Source organism: Streptomyces kaniharaensis (genome assembly GCF_009569385.1).
Taxonomy (GTDB): domain Bacteria; phylum Actinomycetota; class Actinomycetes; order Streptomycetales; family Streptomycetaceae; genus Kitasatospora; species Kitasatospora kaniharaensis.
The window spans coordinates 430236-450502 of record NZ_WBOF01000001.1 but is presented as its reverse complement, the minus strand read 5'-3'; the positions used below and the strand labels follow the sequence as shown (position 1 = coordinate 450502).

The following is a 20267-nucleotide window of genomic DNA, read 5'->3' as shown; positions in this document are numbered from 1 at the left end:
GATGGGACAGCATCCGGACGTCGAAGACTGAGATCTCATCAGAAAGTGTTATCGCCACCGAGCCCGCCGGTCTCCTTCTATGTCGGCGCAAGACGCGTCGGCCGGTCGGGGTGGCGTGTGCGCGGTGGTACGGCCGCGCAGTCGCCCTGAGCCGCCAGGAGAAGCCAGGGAGTCTGTTTCATGCATTCCGTTCGTCCAAGGCAGATGATCGCCGCGGTCATGGCCGCCGGTGTCATATGCGCGGCGCTGAGCGCGTGCGGTCCGGAGAACGACGGATCCGGAACGGACACGGCAGCCGCCGCACCGGCGAAGCCGGCGGCGACCGGCGTCGACTCCCGGCCGTCCGCGGCCGTCTCCTCCCCGACGGCGTCCGCCTCCGCGACCGGCCAGGGAACCACGCCGCCGCCGGCCGCGCCCGCACCGACGACGCCGACGGCCACGAAGGCCCCCTCCAGCACGCCCACGGCGAAGACCCAGTCCCAGACCCAGGTTCCGGCCCAGCCCCAGCCCAAGGCTCCGGCCCAGACTTCGACCGGGGCGCCCGCCAAGGCCCAGCCGAACACGGACAGCGCGGCGTCGGGCAAGACCCCGGCGAACCCCGGCCGCACGACGCCCGCCCCGGCCCCGGCGAACCCCGACACCACCGGGCCGGGCCGGACCGCGGGCAGCGCCGAGGCGCTCTCGTTGAAGCTGATCAACGAGGAGCGTGCCCGCAACGGTGTCCCGGCCCTCGTGGTCAAGGACGACCTGACGGAGTTCGCCGCGAACTGGGCCCGCCACATGCGCGAGACCGGGTTCGCCCACTCGGAGAACGCCTCCGGTGCCGGGCCCAGCCTCACCGGCAGCCGGACGCTGACCGGAGAGTGCATCGTGATGTGGGGCGACGCCTCGCTCACCGGGGAACAGGCCGCCGAGCAGTTCCAGAAGATGTGGACCGAATCCCCGGGCCACCACGCCGCTCAGATCAACCCCCGCTACACGCAGATCGGCGTCGGCCTCTACCACGACTCCAGCGGCTGGTGGGGCGTGCACGAGTTCGCCGGCTGACGAGGGTCCTGGTCCGACCCGCCACGCCCGGGCCACGCCACCCGCAACAGTCCGGAGGCCGTCACCGCTGACGGTGGCGGCCTCGCCCGGCCGAGGACGTCAGCGCAGCACCGCCGGGGTCGGGCCGTTGGGGCGGACGGTGATGCTGTAGGCGGAGCCGGTGGGGGTGGAGCGGAAGGTGGGGGTGTGGGCGGGGAGGAGGAGTTCGAGGAGGGCCGTCGTCTCCCGTAGGGCGAACTGGGCGCCCAGGCAGGCGCGGGCGCCGAGGCCGAAGGGGACGTAGGCGGCGAGGTGGGCGGGGCGGGTGCCCGTGGAGGTGAAGCGGGTGGGGTCGAAGCGGTCGGGGTCGGGCCAGAGGGCGGGATCGCGGTGGGTGAGGTAGGGGCAGACCAGGACGTCGGTGCCGGCCGGGATGCGGTGGCCGGCGAGGATGTCGTCCTCGGCGGCATGCCGGGGGAGCACCCACGCTGACGGGTAGAGCCGGAGGGTCTCCTGGACGAGCGCCTGGACGCCCTCGGTGCCGTGGGCGAGCGCCCGGGTGCGGGCGTCGGGGTGGCGGTCGAGGAGCAGGTACAGCCAGGTCAAGGTGGTGGCGGTGGTCTCGTGGCCGGCCACCAGCAGCGTGACGAGCTCGTCGCGGATCAACCGGTCGGTGTATTCGGGGTGTTGGGATCCGGCGTCGAGGAGGACGCGGAGGACACCGGGGGCCTCGGAGCCGCGGGCCGCGTCGATGGCGGCGTGACAGACCGCGTCGATCCGGGCCAGGTCCTCGGCGACCGCGTCGCGGGCGTCGCCGGAGTCGGCGGGGAGGGTCGGCATGGCGGCCACGACCCGCTCCACGGAGGCGAGTTCGCGCTCCGCATCGGAGTCCAGCGGGTGTCCGGTGAGCGCTCGCCAGACCGTGTCGAGGGCGAAGCGCCGCATCTCCTCACCGACGTCGAACGTCTCCCCGCTGCGCGCGTACCCCGCCCAGCGATCGGCCGTCCGCCGGGCAGCCGCGGCGATCCGCTGCTCGTAGCGGCGCATCCCGGTTCCGGTGAACTGCGACTGCAGCAGCCGCCGTTGGCGCTTCCAGGCGTCGCCGGTCGCGGAGAGCACGCCGTCCCCGACGAGCATCCGTGCGCGGTGCGAGCGCTTAACGTACCGGTCGGGGTGGCGGCCGAGGACGTGCTGGACGGCCTCCGGATCGGTGACCAGGACGGTGGGGGTCGGGCCGAGCCGGAACGCGGCGATGCCGCCGATGTCCCGCTGCGCCCGCGCGAGCAGGTCGACGAGTTCGGCCTTCTCGGTGCGCCACTGCTCGACGACGTCCGCCGCCAGCTCCGGGACGGGCTGCGCTTTCGCGGTCACGGGGCTTCTCCTCGGGTCGACAGCCGGGCGGGCGCGCTTCCGCCCCGGCTGACTGTACGCCAGACGGGTGGGTCCGGGTGGCGGCGTGATCACCTCCAGTGACCGGTCGAGCGCTCCCGGCGGACGCCGACGTCCGCGTGGCCGTCCACCCCGGGTGACCGGCCGCGCCGCCCGCACCCGGAGCCCCCACTCGCGGGCTCCGGGCGGGAGCGGCGCCGAAGCCGGGCTCAGGTCACCAGGTCACCGTCAGCCTGCGCGGACTGCGGGTGGTCGACACGCACCGCCACTCGATCGCGTCGACCGGCTCGGCCAGCCGCAGGCCAGGCAGCAGGGTGGCGAGCCGGTGGAGCGCCTGGCGCAGTTCGATGCGGGCCAGCCAGGCCCCCAGGCAGTAGTGCGGTCCGGCGCCGAAGGCCAGGGTCGTCGCCTCCAGTGGTTCGAAGAGCCCGTCGGACAGGCCGGTGGTGAAGACCTCCGGGTCGCGGGCGGCGCTCGTCCGGTCCACGATGACCACCGCGCCGGCCGGGATGGCCACCCCGCCGACCACCGCTTCCCGGACGGAACGGCGGAGGGCACCCTGCCCCTCACCCAGCGGGATGTTGTGCAGCAGCCGGTCGGCCGCCGCCTGTGCCGCGTCCTCGGAGGTGAGCCGTGACCAGGCGTCGGGGCGTTCGCCCAGCAGGTAGACCAGGGCGTTGCCGAGGGTGGCGACGGTCGTCTCGTGGCCGCCCGCGATCAGGCCGCAGACCAGTTTGATCAGGCGTTCCTCGGAGATCCCGCCCTGTCGGTCGGCGGCCACCACCACGCGGCTGACCAGGTCGTCGCCGGGCCGTCGGCGGCGTTCGTCGAGGAGTTCGGCCGCGAAGGTCGCGAACTCCGCCAGTACCGCCCGGACTTCGTCGAGCGGGCAGTTGCGGTCGGCGAACAGGTGGTCCGTCCAGTGGCGCAGGCGTTTCCGGTCGACGTCCTCCACTCCCATCAGCCGGCTGATCACCTCGACCGGCAGCGGCAGGGTGAGGGAGGCGACCAGGTCGGCCGGCGGACCGTGCTCGGCGACGTCCCCGACGAGCCGTTCCACCACCGACGTCAGCCAGGGCACCCAGGCGGCGATGGCCCGGCGGGTGAAGGCCTGCTGCATGAGGGCCCGTAGTTGCCGGTGGTCGGCGCCGTCGATGTTGGTGATGAAGCCGGGATCGCCTTCCAGGTTGGAGGACGCGCCGAGCGGCGGGGCGTCCGGCGCGTACAGCGTCGCCCGGCCGAACCGCGGGTCGGTGAGGACGTGCCGGACGTCGTGGTAGCGGGTCACCAGCCAGGCGGGTGTGCCGTTGGGCAGTGCGGTGAGCCGGGGCGGCCCGAACTCGGCGGGCTGCAGGCGGTGCAGGGGAATCAGCGTGCGTTCCTCGACGGACATGGCACCTCCACTCCCGCGGGGCGGGAGTTCGTCGACTGTCGGTGAGGAAGCAGTTTCGACGGATCGGGTGCGTCCGATCCAGCGGGGCGTCAAGGACGCCCGGCGGTATTCCGTCATTCGGGTCATCCGCAGGTCGAAACAGCTTCGTAGCGGGCGGCTCGGGCTAACATCGCTTTCGTTTCCGCTCGTCAGTCTTCGTGAGTCTTCGTTAGCCCTCGAAGTCAGGCCATAGAGCCCTCGAAGTCGGCGATCGAAGTCCGCCGAAGTCAGCCATCGAATAACCAGGGAGCACGTGCTGTCTGCCATCGCACGTCGGGTCGGTTATCCACTTCTGCTCCTCGGAGTGCTGTCCGCGGTGGTGGCGACGCTGCATTTCCACTGGGACCCCGACCGGGTCAGCGGGCTGACGCTGATCGGTACCATCGGCTACCTGTCGGTGCTGGAGCGGGTGATCCCCTACCGGACCGACTGGTGGCCGAGCCGTCGCGAACTCCGCTGGTACGCCGTGTACTTCGTGCTGAGCATGGTGGGCGGCGCGCTGGGCCAGGGGCTGGTGACGGCTCTGGTGGGCGTGGTCGCGCCGGCCCGTCCGGGGCTGCCGCTCGGCGTGCAGATCCCGCTCGCGCTGCTGGTCGGCACGCTCGGCGACCACCTCGTGCACCGCTGGTCGCACCACAACCGGTGGCTGTGGCGGCTGCACGGCGTCCACCACGTTCCGGAGAAGGTGAATGTCGCCAACAATGGCGTCAACCATTTCCTCGACGTTTTCGTGGCGCAGGCCGCCGTGCAACTCGTGCTGGCCATGATCGGATTTTCCCAGGAGTCAGTATTCGCCGTCGGAATATTTCTGGTCGCCCAGGGATATTTCGTACACGCCAACATCGACGTCAGCCTCGGCCTGTTCGGCCACGTCCTGGCCGGCCCGGAGCAGCACCGCCTGCACCACAGCACCGACCTGGCCGAGGCCGGCCACTTCAGTTCGGACCTGTCGCTCTGGGACCACGTGTTCGGCAGCTACACCTGGCGTCCCGGCCGCGTCCCGGCCGCCGTCGGGCTCGCCGACCCGGCGTCCTTCCCCGCCACCGGCGAACTCACCGCCACCCTGCTGCACCCGTGGCGCCGGATGCGGACCCCCGGACCGTCCGTCTGAGCCCCGCGGGCCCGTCCCACCCTCCTCGCAGTGCCGTCCACGACCTCGCCGTGCCGCCAACATCCCCGGATTGGACCATGACCACCTCGCCCACCGCCGTGCCCAGCGAACGGATCGCGATCACCGGCATCGGCTGCCGCCTGCCCGGCCACGCCAACGACCACCGGTCCTACTGGCGCAACCTGATGGAGGGCCGGGACTGTCTCACCCCGACACCCGCCGACCGGTACGACGTCGCGTCGCTGGGCAGCCGGGACCGGGCCAAGCCGGGGCGGCTGATCGGCGGCCGGGGCGGGTACATCGACGGCTTCGACACGTTCGACCCGGCGTTCTTCGGCATCAGCCCGCGCGAGGCCGCCTACATGGACCCGCAGCAGCGCAAGCTGCTGGAGGTCACCTGGGAGGCGCTGGAGGACGGCGGCCTGCGGCCGGGCGAACTGGCGGGCCGGGACGTCGGCGTGTACGTCGGCGCGTTCACCCTGGACTACAAGATCCTCCAGTTCGCCGACCTCGGCTTCGAGACGCTGGCCGCGCACACCGCCACCGGCACCATGATGACGATGGTGTCGAACCGCATCTCGCACTGCTTCGACTTCCGCGGCCCCAGCCTCTCGATCGACACCGCGTGCAGCTCCTCCCTGGTCGCGGTGCACCTGGCCTGCCAGAGCCTGCTTCGTGGCGAGACCGAACTCGCCCTGGCGGGCGGCACGTTGCTGCACATGGCGCCGCAGTACACGATCGGCGAGACGAAGGGCGGGTTCCTGTCCGCACACGGCCGCTCGCGGGCCTTCGACGCGTCCGCGGACGGGTACGTGCGGGCCGAGGGCGTCGGCGTGGTGGTCCTCAGGCGCCTGTCGGACGCGCTGCGCGACGGCGACCCGGTGTACGCCGTGATCATCGGCAGCGGCGTCAACCAGGACGGGCGCACCAACGGCATCACCGTGCCCAGGGCGGACGCCCAGGTCGCCCTGATCGAACGGGTCTGCGTCGAGGCCGGGGTGCTGCCGGGCAGTCTGCAGTACGTCGAGGCGCACGGCACCTCGACCCCGGTCGGCGACCCGATCGAGGCCTCGGCGCTCGGCCGGGTGCTGGGGACCGGCCGCCGGCCAGGGGACCGCTGCTACGTCGGGTCGGTGAAGACCAACATCGGGCACACCGAGTCCGCGGCGGGCGTGGCCGGGCTGATCAAGACCGCGCTCGCGCTCAAGCACCGCCGGATCCCGCCGCACATCAACCTGGAGCGGCCGAATCCCGAAATCGACCTGGCCGCGCTGCCGTTCGACATCCCGACCACCGCGGTCGACTGGCCCGAGCACGACGGCCCGGCCCGGGCGGGCGTCAACTCCTTCGGCTTCGGCGGCACCAACGCGCACGTCCTGCTGGAGGAGCCGCCGCGCCGCGCGCCCGCCGCGCCGGTGCCCGCGCCGCCGTGCACGGTGCTGCCGCTGAGCACCCGCGACCCGGCCGGACTGCCCGAACTGGCCGCCGGGATCCGTCGCGAACTCGCCGCCGGGGCCTCGCTCGCCGACGTCGGCCACACCCTGGCGCACCGGCGCCAGCACCTGCCCGAGCGGCTGGCCGTGGCGTACACCTCCCGGGAGTCCCTGGACGAGGCGCTGGCCGCGTACGAGCGGGGCGAGCCGCACCCGCGGGTGGTCCAGGGCCGGGCCCGGGAGCGCCGGCAGCGCCGGCTGGCCTGGGTGTTCACCGGGATGGGCCCGCAGTGGTGGGCGATGGGCCGCGGGCTGTACGAGAGCGAGCCGGTCTACCGGGAGGCCGTCGACGCCTGTGACCGGAAGATCCGCGCGCAGGCCGGCTGGTCGCTGCTCGACGAACTCGCCCGCGACGAGGCCGAGTCGAGGATGGCCGAGACCTGGCTCGCCCAGCCCGCCAACTTCGCCGTCCAGGTCGGTCTGGCCGCGCTCTGGCGCAGCCACGGGCTGCGGCCCGACGCGATCGTCGGCCACAGCACCGGCGAGGTCGCGGCGTTCCACGAGGCCGGGGTGTACGACCTGGCCGACGCCGTCCGGGTGGTGCTGCACCGCAGCCGCCTCCAGCACCGGCTGGCCGGGACCGGCACCATGCTCGCGGTCGGCCTGCCCGAGGCGGAGGCCGAGCGGCGGATCCGCCCGCACCGCGACCGGGTGTCCCTGGCGGCCGTGAACGGGCCGAGCGCGGTGACCCTCGCCGGCGACGCCGACGCGCTGCGCGACCTCGCCGAGGAACTGCGCCAGGAGCAGCTGTTCGCCAAGTTCCTGGACGTCGAAGTCCCGTACCACAGCGTGCGGATGGACCCGATCCGGGAGGAGCTGCTGGCCGCGCTGGCGGACCTCAAGGCGGGCGAGGCACGGGTGCCGCTCTACCTCACCGCCGCCGACGGGCTCGCCCGCGGCCCCGAGCTGGACGCCGGGTACTGGTGGCGCAACGTCCGGAACCCGGTGCGCTTCCGGGCCGCCGTCGACCGGATGGCGGAGGCCGGGCACACGCTGTTCCTGGAGCTCGGCCCGCACCCGGTGCTCGGCCACGCGATCCGCGAGTGCCTCGACGGCCGGGACGTCGAGGTGCGGACCCTGCCGTCGATCCGCCGCCGCGAGGACGAGCCCGAGCGCGTCGCCCGCACCCTCGCCGAGCTGCACACTCTCGGCGTCGAGCTCTCCTGGGACGCGCTGCAGCCCGGCGGCCGTCCGGTGCCGCTGCCCTGCTACCCGTGGCGGCGCGACCGGTACTGGGCGGAGCCGCGCCCGGTCGAGCAGGTCCGGCGCGGCGAGTTCGACCACCCGCTGCTCGGCCGGCGCACCACCGGTGCCCGGCCGACCTGGGAGAACGCGCTGGACGTCGAGAAGCTGCCGTACCTGTCGGACCACCGGATCGAGGGCAGTGCGGTGTTCCCGGCGGCCGGCTACCTGGAGATGGCCGCCCAGGCCGTCCGGGCGCTGACCGGCGGGACGGACGTGGTGCTCGCCGACGTGGAACTCGCCCGCGCCCTGGTCCTCTCCGACGCCGAGCCGACCAGGGCCCAGTTCTGCTTCGATCCCGATGCCGGCCGGTTCACCATCGCCTCGCTGCCCGCCGCCGGGGAGCCGACCGTGCACGCGAGCGGGCGGGTCCGCACCGGCCAGCGCCGCGGCTACGGTCCGTCGCTGGACACCGAGGTGGTCCGCGCGCGCGGCACCCACCACGACGGCGCCGGCTGCTATCGGGAGCTGGCCGCCCGCGGCTACCACTACGGCCCGGCGTTCCAGGCGATCGAGGACGTGTGGACGGGCCCGGGCAGCGGGTCGGGCGAGGCCTTGGCCCGGATCCGCCCGACCGTCGCCGACGCGGACGACCACCACGTCCACCCGGTGCTGCTCGACGCCTGCTTCCAGACCCTGCTCGCCGCCCGGGTGCTCCGGGCGGACGGCGGCGGGGTACGGCTGCCGGTGTCCATCGAGGAGGTGCGGCTGGGCCCGGTCGGCGACCAGGAGATCTGGGCGCACGCGACCGTCACCCGCGACACCGGGGACGAACTCGTCGGCGACCTCGCCCTGTACGCCGAGGACGGCACCCCGCTCGGCCGGATCACCGGCTTCCGCGTCGCCGACGTGGCGCAGGCCGCGGCCTCCGTCGGGCTCGCCACCATCGACGGCTGGCTCACCGAACTCGCCTGGGTGGAAGCGGAGCCGGCGCAGCCGGTGCCCGACCACGGCGACCTCGTCCTGCTCGCCGACTCCGCCGGGCTCGCCGAGCGGCTGGCCGCGCGGGCGGGCGAGCGGGGCGTCCGCTGCCACCTGGTGCGGCCCGGCGACGCCTACCGGCACACCCCCGACGGCTCCACCGTCCGCCCCGACTCCGCCGAGGACCTCACCCGGCTGCTCGCCGACCTCGACCCGGGGTTCCGCACCGTCGTCCACCTCTGGAACCTCGACCTGCCCCGGCTCGACGCCACCGGCCGGGCCGACCTCGACCGGCTCGCCACGCTCGGCGCCTACTCCCTGATCGCCGTCGCCCAGGCGCTGCCCGCGGCCCGGCCGGACGGGCGGCTGCACATCGTCACCCGCGGCACCCAGGCGGCCGGACCGGGCGACCGGGTCGAACCGCTCGGTGCACCCGCCTGGGGCCTCGGCCGGGTGCTCTGGCAGCAGGAACTCGTCGCCCAGCGCGGCACGTTGATCGACCTCGACCCCTCCTCCGACCTGCTCGACGAGGTCGACGCGCTGCTGCGCGAACTCACCGCGCGCGGCGAGCAGGAGATCGCCCTGCGGGCCGGCCGCCGCCTCACCAGCCGGCTGCGCCAGGCCGACGGCCTCACCCGCCCGCTGCCGCCGATCCTGCGGCCCGGCGGCGGCTACCTGGTCACCGGTGCGTTCGGCGCGCTCGGCCGGCTGCTCTGCCGCACCCTTGTCCGGCGCGGCGCCCGCCGGCTGATCCTGCTCGGCCGCACCGCCCTGCCCGAGCGCGACCGGTGGCGGTCGGTCGACCCGGACAGCCCGGCCGGGCGCCGGATCGCCTTCCTGCGGGAGCTGGAGGCACTCGGCGCCGAGGCGCTGGTGGCTCCCGTGGACGTCACCGACGAGGCCGCCCTGGCAGCCTGGCTGGCCGACTACCGCGGCCGTCAACTCCCGCCGATCCGCGGTGCGTTCCACCTCGCCGGGCAGGTCAGGGACACCCTGCTGCCGCAGATGGACCGCGCGGCCTTCGACGCCGGGTACACGCCGAAGGTGGTCGGCGGCTACCTGCTGCACCGCCTGCTGCGCGACGAACCGCTCGACCACTTCGTGCTGTTCGCCTCGGTCGCCTCGCTGCTGACCACCGCCGGCCAGACCAACTACGCGGCGGGCAACGCCTTCCTGGACGCGCTCGCCCACCACCGCCGCGCCGACGGCCTACCCGCGATCAGCCTGGACTGGGGCCCGTGGGCGACCGGCATGATCGAGGAGCTCGGCCTGGTCGCGCACTACCGGAACGCCCGCGGCATGAGCTCGCTCCCGCCGGAGGCAGGCACCGCCGTCCTGGAGCGGGTGATCGGGCAGGACCGCGCCCAGCTGCTGGTCGCGACCGTGGTCGACTGGCCCGTCTTCCTCTCCTGGTACCCGGCACCGCCGCCGCTGGTCGCCGACCTCGCGGCCGCCGCCGCCGAGCCCGCCCCGGCCGAGGCCGGCGGCTTCCTGGACGCCTTCCGCGCGGCCGACGAGCCGACCCGTCGGGCGCTGGTGGCCGAGCGCTTCGCGGCCTCCGTCGCGGGCGTGCTGCGGATCGGCGCCGAGCGGATCGACGCGGAGACCAGGCTCGGTGCGCACGGCCTGGACTCGCTGCTCGCCATGGAGCTGCGCGCCCGCGTCCACGGCGAGCTGGGCGTCGCCCTGCCGGTGGTGGCCCTGCTGAGCAACGGCCCGGTCGACGACCTGGTGAGCCTGCTCTGCGACGGCCTGGCCGAGCTGGTGGCCGCCGACGGAGCCGCCGAACAGGCCGCCGTCGAACTGCACACCGACGAGCGGTGCTACCCGCTGACCCACAACCAGAAGGCGCTCTGGTTCCTCAAGCAGCTCCACCCCGACGGCTTCGCGTACAACATCGGCGGCGCCGTCGAGGTCCGGACGGCCATCGACCCCGAGCTGTTCGCCGAGGCCTTCCGCGCCGTCGTGGCCCGCCACCCCGCGCTGCGCGCCGCGTTCACCGCGCAGGAGGGCCGCCCGGTGCAGCGGATCCGGGACGAGGCCCTGGTCGACACGGCCCTGATCGACGTCGAGGGACGGCCCTGGGAGGAGATCCAGGACCTGATCGTCGCGGAGTACCGCAAGCCGTACGACCTGGAGCACGACCCGCTGGTCCGGCTGCGGATGTTCCGGCGCGGGCCGGAGCGCTGGGTGCTGATGAAGGCCGTCCACCACATCGTGTCGGACGCGATCTCCACCTTCACGTTCATCGAGGAGCTGTTCGAGGTCTACGAGGCGCTGCAGAACGGGCGCACCGCCGAACTCCCGCCGGTGCCCGCCCGCTACCTGGACTTCCTCAACCACCAGAACCGCTTCCTGGCCGGCCCCGCGGCCCGCCGGATGCTCGACTACTGGCGCGGCCACCTGCCGGCCGAGGTGCCGATCCTCAGCCTGCCCACCGACCGGCCCCGGCCGGCCGTGCAGACGCACAACGGCGCCTCCGCGTTCTTCCGGCTGGACGCCGACCTCAGTGCCCGCGTCCACGAGCTGGCCCGCGCGCACAACGCGACCCCGTTCATGGTGCTGCTGAGCGCGTACTACCTGCTGCTGAACCGCTGGTCGGGGCAGGAGGACATCATCGTCGGCAGCCCGGTGACCGGGCGCACCCAGGAGGAGTTCGCCTCCGTCTACGGGTACTTCGTCAACCCGCTGCCGCTGCACGTGAGCCTGGCCGGGGAGCCGACGGTGGCCGAGCTCCTCGCCCGCGTGCGGGAGACGGTGCTCGGCGGCCTGGACAACCAGGAGTACCCGTTCGTGCTGCTGGTCGAGCAGCTGGGGCTCCAGCACGACCCCAGCCGCTCGGCGGTGTTCCAGGCGATGTTCATCCTGCTCACCCACAAGGTCGCCGTCGAGCGCGACGGCTACCGCCTCGACTACATCGAACTACCCGAGGAGGAAGGGCAGTTCGACCTGACGCTGTCCGCCTACGAGGACCGCGCGGACGGCTGCTTCCACTGCGTGTTCAAGTACAACTCCGACCTCTTCGACGCCTCGACCGTCGAGCGGATGGCCGGGCACTACCGCAACCTGCTGGACGCCATGACGCGGGCCTGCGCCGAGCAGCCGACCGCGCGGCTGCGGATGCTCGGTGACGACGAACGCAGGCTCGTCCTCACAGAGTTCAGCGGCGCCGGCCGCGTCCTCGACCACGACGTGCCGCTGCCCGACCTCGTCGCCAAGGCCGCCGCCGAACGGCCCGAGGCCATCGCCGTGACCGTCCCCGGCCCCGCCGGCGTCCGGCGGCTCGCCTACGGCCAACTCGACCGCCGCGCCCAGCGGATGGCCGGGCGGCTGCGCGAACTCGGCGTGCGGGAGGGCTCGGTGGTGGCCGTCTGCCTCGACAAGTCGCCCGAGCTGATCACCACGCTGCTCGCCGTGTGGCGGGCCGGCGCCGCGTACCTGCCGCTCGACCCCGGACACCCGGCCGACCGCCTCGCCTACCAGGTGGCCGACGCCGGCGCCGCGCTGGTCGTCGTCGACCAGGAGCGCCCGGCGCCGGCCGGACTGCCCGCCCCGCTGGTGACCCTGGAGGAGCTGGAGGTACCCGCTGCCGCGGACGGCCCGCTGCCCGCAGCCGACCCGGACCGGCCCGCGTACGTGATCCACACCTCCGGCTCCACCGGCCGCCCGAAGGCCGTCCAGGTCTCCCACCGCAGCCTGGCCGCGGTGGCCGCGGGCTGGCGGGCCGAGTACCGGCTGGACACCGAGGCCCGGGTGCACCTGCAGATGGCCGGGATCGCCTTCGACGTGTTCACCGGCGACCTCGCCCGGGCCCTCGGCTCCGGCGGCACCCTCGTCCTGGTCGACCGCGAGCTGCTCTTCGACACCGCCCGGCTCTACCGGACCATGCGCGAGGAGGCCGTGGACTGCGGCGAGTTCGTCCCGGCGGTGGCCCGCGCCCTGCTCGCCCACTGCGAACGCGAGGGCCTGCGGCTGGACTTCCTGCGGCTGCTGATCGTCGGCTCGGACCTCTGGAAGGCGGGGGAGCACGCCCGGCTGCGCACCCTGTGCGGGCCGGACACCCGGGTGGTCAACTCCTACGGCCTGACCGAGGCCACCATCGACAGCAGCTACTTCGAGGGGCCGGTGGACGGGCTGGAACCGGGCCGGATGGTGCCGATCGGCCGGCCGTTCCCCAACAGCGAGCTGTACATCCTCGACCGCCACGGCGAGCCGGTGCCGCCCGGCGTCCCCGGCGAGCTGTGGATCGGCGGCGCGGGTGTGGCCGACGGGTACCCGGGCGACGCCGAGCAGACCGCCGAGCGCTTCACCACCCTCGACCTGGACGGGCCCGTCCGGCTCTACCGCACCGGCGACCTCGGCCACTGGGACGACCGTGGCACCGCGCACCTGCTCGGCCGGATCGACAACCAGGTCAAGGTGCGCGGCCACCGGATCGAACTCGGCGAGATCGAGGCCCACCTGGCCGCCCGGCCCGAGCTGGCCCAGGCCTGTGTGACGATCCGTCAGGACGGCAGTGGAGAAAGCGTGCTGTGCGCGTACTGCGTCCCGACGGAGGGGGCCGGCCTGAACCGCCGCGAGCTGCGGCGCCACCTGTCCGAGCACCTGCCCACCTTCATGATCCCGTCCTGGTTCACCGAACTCCCCGCGCTGCCCCTGACCGCCAACGGCAAGGTCGACCTCGCCGCGCTGCCGGAGCCGCGCGTCGAGACCGGCGGCGAGCGGCACGAGCCGCCCGTCACGCTCTACGAGACCCGGATGGCCGCGCACTGGCAGGCGCTGCTGGGCGTCGACGACCTCGGCCTCCAGCACGACTTCTTCGAACTCGGCGGCAGCTCCATCCGATTGATCGAACTGATCCACCACCTGCGAGCCGAGTTCAACATCAGCATCCCTGTCGGCCGGCTCTTCAAGGTCACCACCCTGCACGGCATGGCCCGCACCGTCGAGCAGATCATCACCGGCGAACTGGCCGGCGCCGAACCGTACCTGTGGTTCAACCCCGCCGCACCGCACGAGCGGACGGTGTTCTGCTTCCCGCCGGCCGGCGGCCACGGCCTGGTCTACCGCCAGCTCGCCGCGCACCTGCCCGGCCACCGGATCGCCGCGTTCAACTACCTCACCGGGGACGACAAGGCGGCCCGCTACGCCGACCTCGTCGAGTCGCTCCACGAGCAGGGGCCCTACGCCCTCCTCGGCTACTCGCTCGGCGGCAACCTCGCCTTCGAGGTGGCCAAGGAACTGGAGCGCCGGGGCCGCGGGGTGAGCGCCGTCGTCATCCTGGACTCCTACCGGATCCCGGAGGCGTACGCGCTCGGCGACGAGCACCTCGCCGCCTTCGAGCGCGAACTCCACGACCACCTGCACCGGCACACCGGCTCGACGATCGTCGCCGAGGAGACCCTCGAACAGGCCCGTGACTACCTGGAGTTCTGCAGCCGCACCCCCAACCTCGGCACGGTCGACGCCCCGCTCAGCGTGGTCTGCGACCGGGACCGCCTGCCGTTCCACGCCAGCGCGGAGCGCGGCACCTGGCACGGCACCTCGACCGCCGGCACCGCCGTGTACGGCGGCCACGGCGCCCACGCCGAGATGCTGGACGCCGAGTACGCGGCCCGCAACGCCGAGCTGGCGAGTGCGATCCTGGCGGGAGGGACCGTCGATGGCCGCGCCTGACCGCGGACCGGACTGGACCGCCCGGGACCGCACCCCGGGCGGCCGGCCCCGGGTGATCGTCATCGGCGCCGGGATCGCCGGCCTGGCCACCGGCTGCTACGCGCAGATGAGCGGCATGGAGACGCGCATCTTCGAGAAGCACGTGCTGCCCGGAGGCTGCTGCACCGCGTGGTCCCGCGAGGGCTACCTGTTCGACTACTGCGTCGACTGGCTGATCGGCACCGCCCCCGGCGCCGGCGGCCACCAGGTGTGGCGGGAACTCGGCGCCCTGGACGGCAAGTCGATCACGGAGTTCGACGTCTTCAACCGCGTCGTGGACGAGCACGGCCGGGCCGTCACCTTCTACAACGACCCGGACCGGCTCGAACGCCACCTGCTGGAGACCTCCCCGGCCGACGCGCCGCTGATCCGCTCCTTCTGCCGCGACCTGCGCCGCTTCGCCGCCCTCGACCTGCCCTGGGAGGTCACGCCCCCGCCGTTGAGGACGGTGGCCGAACGGCTGCGGACCGTACGGGCCGTCCTGCCGGGGTTCCGGCTGTTCTGGCGCACCGCGACCACGCCGATGAGCGGCTTCGCGGAAAGGTTCCAGGACCCGCTGCTGCGCCGGGCGCTGCCCAACATGTTCCTCCAGGAGCCGGCCGGCTTCCCGCTGCTGCCGTACCTGTTCACCCTGGCCGCCGCACACAACGGCAACGCCGGCTTCCCGCAGGGAGGTTCGCTCGGGCTGGCCCGGTCGGTCGAGGAGCGCTACATCTCGCTGGGCGGGGTGGTCGGCTACCGCCGCCGGGTCGAGCGGATCCTGGTCGAGGACGGCCGGGCGGTAGGGGTCCGGCTGCGCGACGGCACCTCGCACTACGCCGACCACGTGGTGTCCGCCTGCGACGGCCCCACCACGGTGGACCGCCTGCTCGAGGGCCGCCACACCAGCCCGACGACCGACCGGCTCTACCACGAACTGCTGGACCGCCCGGGCAACCTGTACCCGGCGGCCGTCTCGGCCTTCGTCGGCGTCGACGGCCCGCTCCCGCCCGGCGAACCGCACAGCACCACCTACCTGCTCACCCCCGAGCAGGGCGCCCGACTGCCCGGCGCGCTGCAGAACAGCCTGGTGGTGCAGCTGCGTTCGCAGTACGCGGACGGCTTCGCGCCGCCCGGCAAGTCGATCCTGCACTGCATGTACTTCAGCGACCACGCCTCGTGGAAGGCGCTGCGCGGCACCGACCGCCGCGCCTACCGGGCCCGCAAGCAGGAGGTCGCCGCGTTCGTCCGCGAGTTCCTGGAGCGGACCCATCCGGGGCTCGCCGGCCGGATCGAGCTGGTCTCCGTGGCGTCGCCGGCCACCACCGAGCGGTTCACCGGCAACACCTACGGCAGCATCCTCGCCTGGCAGGCCTTCTCCGACGCCGAGGACGCCGCCAACCGGCTGGTGAACAAGGACCGGATGCGCCTGCCCGGCCTGCGCGGCTTCTCGATGGCGGGCCAGTGGGTCGGCATGGGCGGGCTGATCCGGGCGGCGACCAGCGGCCGGTTCGCCGTCCAGTACCTCTGCCGGGAACTCGGCCTGGACTTCCGGGCCTGGCCCAGCGACAACCAGGAGCCCTGGCACACCGGCAAGTGGGGCCGGCTGCCACGGCTCGACCGGCAAGCCGTGGGAGCAGCGGAATGAGCGGGACGACCAGGCCGAACATGGTGATCGTCGGCGGCGGGCTGAGCGGCCTGTCCACCGGCTGCTACGCGCAGATGAACGGCTACCGGACCAGGGTGCTGGAGATGCACGAGATCCCCGGCGGCTGCTGCACGGGCTGGGAGCGGGGCGAGTTCACCTTCGACCCCACCGTGAGCTGGCTGCTCGGCAGCGGCCCCGGCAACGAGATGCACCAGATCTGGCTGGAGCTCGGCGCCCTCCAGGGCAAGCAGATGCGCAACTTCGACGCCTTCAACGTGGTGCGCGGGCGGGACGGCCGGGCGGTCTACTTCTACTCCGACCCGGACCGGCTGGAGGCGCACCTGCTCGGCCTCTCGCCGGGCGACGCCCGCCCGATCCGGCAGTTCTGCGCCGACCTGCGCAGGTTCCGCCGCTGCCTGACGCTCTACCCCTTCCTCACCCCGGTCGGGCTGATGAGCCGGTGGGCGCGCTGGCGGATGCTGGCCTCGTTCGTGCCGTATTTCAACCTGATCCGCCGCTCGCTGGGCGTCCTGATGACCGAGTACTCCACCCGGTTCCAGGACCCGCTGCTGCGCGAGGCGTTCAACTTCATCCTCTACGAGAAGCACCCCAACTTCCCGGTGCTGCCGTTCTACTTCCAGCTCGCCGCGCACGAGGGCCTGTCGGCCGGGGTGCCCGAGGGAGGGTCGCTCGGGCTGGCCCGCTCGATCGAGGACCGCTACAGGCGGCTGGGCGGCGAACTCACCTGCAACGCCAAGGTGGTGGAGATCCTGGTCGAGGACGACCGGGCGGCCGGGGTGCGACTGAGCGACGGGACGGAGATCCCGGCCGACGTCGTCGTGTCGGCCTGCGACGGGCGGACGACGGTGATGGACCTGCTCAAGGGCCGCTACCTCAACGACACGTACCGCCGCCTCTACACCCACTGCATCGACCAGCGCGACCAGGTCTTCCCCGGCTACGTCGCCGTCTTCCTCGGCCTGCGCGAGCCGTTCCCGGTGGGCGATCCGTGCACCACGTACCTGCTCGACGACGACCTGGCCGCCCGCCTCACCGGCATCCGGCACCCGAGCATCAACCTCCAGTTCCGCAGCCGCCACTACCCCGAGCTGTCGCCGCGGGGGACGGGCGTCGTCTTCGCCAGCTACTTCAGCGACATCGCCCCCTGGCGGGCCCTGAGCACCGGCCCCGAGCAGGCCGCCAGGATCCGCCGGGGCGAGGAGCTGCACACCCTGCCGGTCGGGCGCGGACGGGAGTACCAGCGCGAGAAGCGCCGGGTGCGCGACGCCGTCATCGAGCTGCTCGAACGGCACCACCCGGGGATCCGGAACGCGATCACGGTCAAGGACGTGTCCACCCCGCTCACCCAGCTGCGCTACACCGGCAACTACGACGGCTCGGTGCTCGGCTGGCAGCCGTTCGTGGAGAGCGGCGAGACGATGGAGGAGGAGATCAAGCGCAACGGCCCGGTGCTGCCCGGGCTTCGCGACTTCTACCTCTCCGGGGTGTGGGCCACCACCGGCGGCCTGATCCGGGCCGCCGCCGCCGGCCGGCACGTCATGCAGTTCATCTGCCACGACGAGGGCCGGCCGTTCACCGCGTGGGTGGACGACAGCCGCCCGCTGCCCACCCATCTCGTCGACCCCGTCGGCCAGTTCTGAGGAGCCTTCCTTGAAGATCGAGAAGTGGATCGTCCGCGAGCACGTCGAGGGCGTCCCGGACGTCGACCGGATGTACGAGAAGGTGGTCGAGGACGTGGACGTGCGGCTCGCGCCGGACGAGATGCTGTTCCGGACGCGGTACGTCTCGGTGGACCCGTACCTCCAGGGGATCGCCCTGGACACGCCCGTCGGCGACCACATGGGCGGCGACTCGGTCATGGAGGTGATCGAGGCGGGGCCGCGGGCCCGGTTCGCGGTCGGCGACCTGGTGCACGGCTTCGGCGGCTGGCGCAGCCACGTGATCGGCGACGGCGGGCCCTCGCCGTGGCAGACCGGGACGTTCCCGATGGTCTTCCCCGCCTACCGCCGGCTCGATCCGGAGGACTACGACGAGGCGCTGCCGCTGTCGACGGTGCTCGGGATCATGGGCGGTTCGGGCATGACGGCATGGGGGACGGTGACGAAGTTCCTGGACGTGCGGCCTGGCGACACCGTGGTGGTCGGCGGCGCCTCCGGGTCGGTCGGCTCGCTGGTCGGCCAGTTGGCCAGGCGGCGCGGCGCCCGGGTGGTCGGCACCACCGGCTCGCCGTCGAAGGCGGCCCGGCTGCGGGAACTGGGCTTCGACACGGTGGTGCTGTACCGCGACGGCGACGACGCCGAGCGGCTGCGCGAGGACCTGGCCAAGGCCGCGCCGGGCGGTGTGGACCGGTACTTCGACAGCCTCGGCGGCACCCTGACGGACGTCGTGTTCACCATGCTGAACGTCGACAGCCGGGTCGCGGTCTGCTGGCAGTGGGCCAGCCAGGTCGGCGGGGACTGGGTCGGGCCGCGCCTGTTGCCGATGATCATGTTCCCGCGCACCACGATCCGGGGCATCTTCGCGCCGGAGTGGTTCACCGACGAGAACTGGGCGGCCCTGCGGGCGGAGGTGGGCGGGCTGGTGCGCAGCGGGGAGATCGCGTTCGAGCAGACCGTGCACCACGGGTTCGACAGCATCCCCGAGGCCTACCGAAGCCTGTACACCGACCGGGCGGCGAGCCGGGGCAAGGTGCTGGTCGAGCTCTGACGCTTCAGGCTCCGGGGTTCGGCTCCGGGATTCGGCTCCGGGGGTCGGCACTGACTCAGGGTTCCGGCCGGGCGCTGTGACGAGCGCCCGGCCGGCGCGCCGTCAGGCCTCCGGCCTCCAGGCGCAAAGGCGTTGGCAGATCACCAAGGGCCCGGCTATGCTCCCGGCGATGACGACTCACACCTCACACGATTGGGGGTTCCCGTCCACGCAAGGTGAGTGCTGATGGTCACTCACACCGCGTGGGGGATACCCGCCGCTCCCGCTGGCTGCACATCCGCGAGTACGCCGTGCCGCCCGCCATGATCGAAACCGCGACCGCCCGCCGCAGCGTCGGCGACTGGGCCGGGGCGTGCGCCGCCGCCCGCTTCGACGTCGACCTCAACCCGCGGGCCGTGGCCCGCACCCACGGCCGGGCCCTCGCCGCCCGACTCCGGGCCGATCTGCGCCGCTTGGCGCCGGACCTGCTGCGCTGGCACCTGCCGAGGAGAACCGACTTCGGGTACCTGCTGCCCAAACTGACCATCACGCTGGCGCGCTACGACGGCGCCGGGCGCGACGGTGAGAGCCCGGTGCACCTCGTGGTCCGCACGCCGCCGCACTGGGCGGACGGCGGCCAGCGGGTCAGCCTCGCACTCTGGGACGCCTCCGACGACTACGAAGGCCCGCACCCGCACCCCAGGCCGAACCGCTACCACCGCCTCGACCTGCACCGCCACCTGTGGGACGCGAGCCGGGCGGACGAACTGCGCACCCGGTGCGGCGCCGACCGTCCACCGCCCCACGTCGGTCCGGACGTGCACCCGTCGATCTCACCCGACCTGCCGTTCGCCGTCGACCGGTGGATCGAGGAGGCGCGGATCGTGCTCCACTCCGACGGGCGGCCCGTCGGCCCCGTTGTCGTGGGGCTCGGCGGGACCAGGCTGGTCCTCGACCTCGCCGCGTCGGCCTCCGGACGACCCGTCATGGACCGGGCGCCCGAGGCGCCGGCGCGCGGCCTGCTGCCGGTGCTCCCGGAGGCGGCCGTCATGGTGCCGCCCGACCTGGAACTGCTGCGGGCCGGACTGATCGGGCCCGACCGGCTGCACCCGCTGGTCGCCGCCGCCCTGGTGCCGGGCTTCGTCCCGGTGCCCGCCGAGGCGAGGCCCCCGGACGGGCCGCGCCCGGTCGAGTGCCGGGGCGCCCGGCACCGGATCGGCCTCGTCGACGGGGTGCTGGCCGCCCTGGACCACGACCCGGACGAACTCCGGCGCGAAGAACTGCTCGTGGCCCTGACCGGCACGCCGCTGCCCTGCCTCCAGGAGATCGACCGGGCGCACCGCAGCCCGGACTGTCTGCCCGGAGTCCGCGAACGCCTCGACCACGGCGACACCGCCGGTGCCCTGGCCGTCGTCGAGGCCCTGCTGGGCCCCGCCGCCGTGCTGCGCGACGGTCCGCTGCGGGACGAACTGGAAGCGGCGGCGCAGCGCCGCATCACGTACGGCCTGTACCGCGCCGGACTGACCGGCCACTGCCCGCCCGGCAAGCTCCGCCCCGGCACCTTCCGCTCCCACCCGCGCCACGCGCTCGGCCGCTGACCACTCC

Annotated in this window: 10 protein-coding genes; 7 read left to right on the top strand and 3 right to left on the bottom strand. The window is 73.5% G+C overall.

All coding sequences use genetic code 11. The annotated features are described in order from the left end of the window. Positions 1–77: 77 nt before the first annotated feature. Entirely contained in the window at positions 78–698 is a 621-nt protein-coding gene (locus F7Q99_RS40290) for a hypothetical protein (RefSeq protein ID WP_195910973.1), read from the bottom strand. Here F7Q99_RS40290 and F7Q99_RS40285 point away from each other — a divergent pair. Further along, a complete protein-coding gene (locus F7Q99_RS40285; protein ID WP_195910972.1) occupies positions 685–1047 on the top strand; it encodes a CAP domain-containing protein in 363 nt (120 codons plus the stop codon). The two genes, F7Q99_RS40290 and F7Q99_RS40285, sit on opposite strands and share 14 nt — an antisense overlap. Before the next feature lie 99 nt (positions 1048–1146). On the opposite strand, the gene F7Q99_RS01980 is transcribed toward F7Q99_RS40285, so the two are convergent. Together F7Q99_RS01980 and F7Q99_RS01975 are read right to left on the bottom strand one after the other, a co-directional pair. Next, positions 1147–2397, bottom strand: a complete 1251-nt coding sequence (locus F7Q99_RS01980; protein ID WP_326846156.1) for a cytochrome P450 — start codon at positions 2395–2397, stop codon at positions 1147–1149. Between the two features lie 232 nt (positions 2398–2629). Next, a complete protein-coding gene (locus F7Q99_RS01975) occupies positions 2630–3808 on the bottom strand; it encodes a cytochrome P450 (RefSeq protein WP_153459791.1) in 1179 nt (392 codons plus the stop codon). 292 nt (positions 3809–4100) lie between these two features. Between F7Q99_RS01975 and F7Q99_RS01970 the strand changes: the two genes are divergently transcribed. The 6 genes from F7Q99_RS01970 (at position 4101) to F7Q99_RS01945 (ending at position 20260) form a co-directional block, all read left to right on the top strand. Continuing rightward, positions 4101–4958 carry a sterol desaturase family protein gene (locus F7Q99_RS01970; RefSeq protein ID WP_407697728.1) on the top strand — a complete coding sequence of 286 codons (858 nt, stop codon included), beginning with the start codon at positions 4101–4103 and terminating at the stop codon, positions 4956–4958. A gap of 77 nt (positions 4959–5035) precedes the next feature. Beyond that, positions 5036–14290, top strand: a complete 9255-nt coding sequence (locus tag F7Q99_RS01965) for a non-ribosomal peptide synthetase/type I polyketide synthase (protein WP_153459790.1) — start codon at positions 5036–5038, stop codon at positions 14288–14290. Continuing rightward, the gene (locus F7Q99_RS01960) at positions 14277–15956 is read left to right on the top strand and encodes a phytoene desaturase family protein (protein ID WP_153459789.1); all 1680 of its coding nucleotides are present in this window, start codon (positions 14277–14279) and stop codon (positions 15954–15956) included. Before F7Q99_RS01965 ends, F7Q99_RS01960 begins: the two co-directional genes overlap by 14 nt. 20 nt (positions 15957–15976) lie before the next feature. Beyond that, a complete protein-coding gene (locus tag F7Q99_RS01955; RefSeq protein ID WP_153465696.1) occupies positions 15977–17617 on the top strand; it encodes a phytoene desaturase family protein in 1641 nt (546 codons plus the stop codon). 10 nt (positions 17618–17627) lie between these two features. Further along, positions 17628–18683, top strand: a complete 1056-nt coding sequence (locus F7Q99_RS01950; RefSeq protein ID WP_153459788.1) for an MDR family NADP-dependent oxidoreductase — start codon at positions 17628–17630, stop codon at positions 18681–18683. Positions 18684–18985: 302 nt separating this feature from the next. Next, positions 18986–20260 (top strand): hypothetical protein, encoded by a 1275-nt coding sequence (locus F7Q99_RS01945; protein WP_407697836.1) that lies wholly within the window; start codon positions 18986–18988, stop codon positions 20258–20260. Positions 20261–20267: the final 7 nt, after the last annotated feature.

What these genes read in the sequence shown, in the direction of transcription:
- F7Q99_RS01965 (WP_153459790.1), top strand. Translation starts at nt 5,036, where the DNA reads ATGACCACCTCGCCCACCGCCGTGCCCAGCGAACGGATCGCGATCACC.
- F7Q99_RS01955 (WP_153465696.1), top strand. Translation starts at nt 15,977, where the DNA reads ATGGTGATCGTCGGCGGCGGGCTGAGCGGCCTGTCCACCGGCTGCTAC.
- F7Q99_RS01975 (WP_153459791.1), bottom strand. Translation starts at nt 3,808, where the DNA reads ATGTCCGTCGAGGAACGCACGCTGATTCCCCTGCACCGCCTGCAGCCC.
- F7Q99_RS01945 (WP_407697836.1), top strand. Translation starts at nt 18,986, where the DNA reads ATGATCGAAACCGCGACCGCCCGCCGCAGCGTCGGCGACTGGGCCGGG.
- F7Q99_RS01960 (WP_153459789.1), top strand. Translation starts at nt 14,277, where the DNA reads ATGGCCGCGCCTGACCGCGGACCGGACTGGACCGCCCGGGACCGCACC.